Origin of the sequence: uncultured Aquincola sp. (genome assembly GCF_964001545.1) — a bacterium.
GTDB lineage: Bacteria > Pseudomonadota > Gammaproteobacteria > Burkholderiales > Burkholderiaceae_C > Aquincola.
Genome location: NZ_CAXFDV010000652.1, coordinates 1 through 3,348 on the forward strand (window position 1 = coordinate 1; position 3,348 = coordinate 3,348).

The following is a 3,348-nucleotide window of genomic DNA, read 5'->3' on the forward strand; positions in this document are numbered from 1 at the left end:
CAGGCGCGATTGCTGGTGCACCGTCAGGCCGGTGGGTTGGGGTTTGCTCATGCGGCTTCCAGCGCGGCGGCCACCGCCGCATCGAGTTGATCGAGGGTGCAGGCCAGGCGCTGCACCGCGGGCGGCTGCACGCTGCGCTGGGCCGTGCCCCACACCGGCTGCGGGAAGTGGCTGTCCCAGCTGAAGCGGGCGATGACGTGCCAGTGCAGGTGCGGCACCATGTTGCCGAAGGCAGCCAGGTTGATCTTGGTGGGCTGCAGCTGCTGGCGCAGCGCCCGTTCCACCGCCACCAGCAGCGCCAGGCAGCGGGCCTGGTCGGCGGGCGACAGATCGCTGAGTTCGGCCACATGGCGGTCGAGGATCAGGCGGTAGAAGGCCGGAAACAGCTCGTCCGCCGCGCGGATGACGCGCCAGCCCTCGCCCCGCCACACCACGTGGCCGCCGGGCGTGGTGCACAGCTCGCAGGGCGCAGCGCTGGAGGACGCACTCACACCAGCACCCGCTCGATGCCGCCCTGGTTGGCGCGAGCCACGTACTCGGGCATCCAGTTCTCGCCCAGGATCTTGCGGGCCATTTCCACCACGATGTAGTCGGCTTCCAGCAAGCCGTTGTTCAAGTCGTTGCCGTAGCGGCTGAGGCCTTGCAGGCAGCTGGGGCAGCTGGTCAGGATCTTCACGTCCTGGCCGGCGGGCACGGCGCCGCTGTGGCGCAGCGCGGCTTCGCCCTTGCGCAGCTCTTCTTCCTTGCGGAAGCGGATCTGCGTGGATACATCGGGCCGGGTGACGCCCAGCGTGCCGCTTTCGCCGCAGCAGCGGTCGTTCTTGAGCACGCTCTCGCCCACCAGCGCCTTGACCGTCTTCATCGGCTCCTGCAGCTTCATCGGCGTGTGGCAGGGGTCGTGGTACAGGTAGGCGCCCTGCTGCGCGGCCGGCAGCGTGATGCCGCGCTCCAGCAGGTATTCGTGGATGTCGACGATCCGGCAGCCGGGGAAGATCTTGTCGAACTCGTAGCCCTGCAGCTGGTCGTAGCAGGTGCCGCAGCTCACCACCACCGTCTTGATGTCCAGGTAGTTCAGCGTGTTGGCCACGCGGTGGAACAGCACCCGGTTGTCGGTGATCATCTGCTCGGCCTTGTCGAACTGGCCCGAGCCGCGCTGCGGGTAGCCACAGCACAGGTAGCCCGGCGGCAGCACGGTTTGCACGCCGGCATGCCACAGCATGGCCTGGGTGGCCAGGCCCACCTGGCTGAACAGGCGCTCACTGCCGCAACCGGGGAAATAGAACACCGCCTCCGTCTCGGCCGTGGTGGCCTGCGGGTTGCGGATGATGGGCACGTAGGCCTTGTCCTCGATGTCCAGCAGCGCACGCGCGGTGCGCTTGGGCAGGCCGCCGGGCAGCTTCTTGTTGATGAAGTGCACCACCTGCTCCTTGAGCGGCGCGGTGCCCACGGTGGCGGGCGGCGCGCTGGTCTGCTTGCGGGCGGCCAGCTTCAGCACGTCGTGCGCCAGGCGCTGGGCCATGAAGCCCACGTCCACCATGGCGCTGCGCACCAGCTTGATGGTTTGCGGGTTGGTGGCGTTGAGCATCAGCATCGCCGCGGCATTGCCGGGGCGGAAGCTCTTCTGGCCCATCTTGCGCAGCAGGTTGCGCATGTTCATCGACACGTCGCCGAAGTCGATCTTCACCGGGCAGGGGTTGGCGCACTTGTGGCACACCGTGCAGTGGTCGGCCACGTCCTCGAACTCTTCCCAGTGCTTGATGGACACGCCGCGGCGGGTCTGCTCTTCATACAGGAAGGCTTCCACCAGCAGCGAGGTGGCCAGGATCTTGTTGCGCGGGCTGTACAGCAGGTTGGCGCGCGGCACATGGGTGGCGCACACCGGCTTGCACTTGCCGCAGCGCAGGCAGTCCTTGATGCTGTCGCTGATGGCGCCGATGTCGCTGCGCTGCATGATCAGCGACTCATGCCCCATCAGCCCGAAGCTGGGCGTGTAAGCATGTCGCAGGTCGGCGGCATGCACGTCGGCCCATTCCGCGGTGGTGCCGGGGCGCAGCAGCTTGCCGCGGTTGAAGCGGCCTTCGGGGTCGACGCGCTGCTTGTAGTCGGCAAAGGGTTGCAGCTCGGCGTCGCTCAAGAACTCGAGCTTGGTGATGCCGATGCCGTGCTCACCCGAGATCACGCCGTCGAGGCTGCGCGCCAGCGTCATGATGCGGGCCACCGCCTCATGGGCGGTTTGCAGCATCTCGTAGTTGTCGCTGTTGACCGGGATGTTGGTGTGCACGTTGCCGTCGCCGGCATGCATGTGCAGCGCCACCCACACGCGGCCACGCAGCACCTCTTTGTGGATGCGGTTGCACTCTTCCACGATGGGCGCCAGCGCCGCACCTGCGAACAAGGCCTGCAGCGGCTTGCGGATCTGCGTTTTCCAGGAGGCGCGCAGCGTGGTGTCCTGGATCAGCTCGAAGAAGCTGCGGGCATCGGCGCCGTCGGCGATCTGGTCCAGGCCATCGAGCCAGCCGCGCCACAGCACGCGCACTTCGCGCAGCAGCTGCAGCGCCTGCTGCACCCGGTCTTCCAGCAGCTCGGCGCTCGGAATGTCGCCGGCATCGTCGCTCTTGCCCAGCGGCAGGTTGCCGCGCAGGAAAAACGCCTCCAGCGCATCGACCAGCTGCAGCTTGTTGCGCAGGCTCAGCTCGATGTTGATGCGCTCGATGCCGTTGGTGTACTCGCCCATGCGTTCGAGCGGAATCACCACGTCTTCGTTGATCTTGAAGGCGTTGGTGTGGCGCGCGATGGCGGCGGTGCGCTTGCGGTCGAGCCAGAACTTCTTGCGCGCATCGGCGCTGACGGCCACGAAGCCTTCGCCCGCGCGGCTGTTGGCGATGCGCACCACCTCACTGGTGGCGCGGGCCACGGCGGCTTCGTCGTCGCCGACGATGTCGCCGATCAGCACCATCTTGGGCAGGCCGTTGGCGCTGGTGCTGCCGCGTTTGCTCTTGGTGGCGTAGCCCACCGCCTTCAAATAGCGGTCGTCCAGATGTTCCAGGCCGGCCAGGATGGCGCCGCCGGGCTGGCGCGCCTCGGCGAACATGAAGTCCTTGATCTCGACGATGCTGGGCACGGCATCTTTGGCGTTGCCGAAGAACTCCAGGCACACGGTGCGGGTGTGCGCCGGCATGCGGTGCACCACCCAGCGCGCGCTGGTGATCAGGCCGTCGCAGCCTTCTTTCTGGATGCCGGGCAGGCCGGCCAGGAACTTGTCGGTGACGTCCTTGCCCAGGCCTTCCTTGCGGAACACGCGGCCGGGGATTTCCAGCACCTCAGTGCGCTCCAGCACCTTGCCCGAGG

The 3,348-nt window shown here is 67.3% G+C and carries 2 protein-coding genes; both read right to left on the reverse strand.

Annotation, left to right across the window (positions count from 1 at the left end; all coding sequences use genetic code 11):
* Positions 1 to 47 precede the first annotated feature (47 nt).
* Complete coding sequence (locus tag ABNT58_RS22610) at positions 48 to 491, reverse strand: HIT family protein (RefSeq protein WP_348755657.1); 444 nt, start codon at positions 489 to 491, stop codon at positions 48 to 50.
* Positions 488 to 3,348, reverse strand: a 2,861-nt coding sequence (locus tag ABNT58_RS22615; RefSeq protein WP_348755658.1) for an FAD-binding oxidoreductase, incomplete at its 5' end; no start/stop codon positions are given. The genes ABNT58_RS22610 and ABNT58_RS22615, both read right to left, overlap by 4 nt.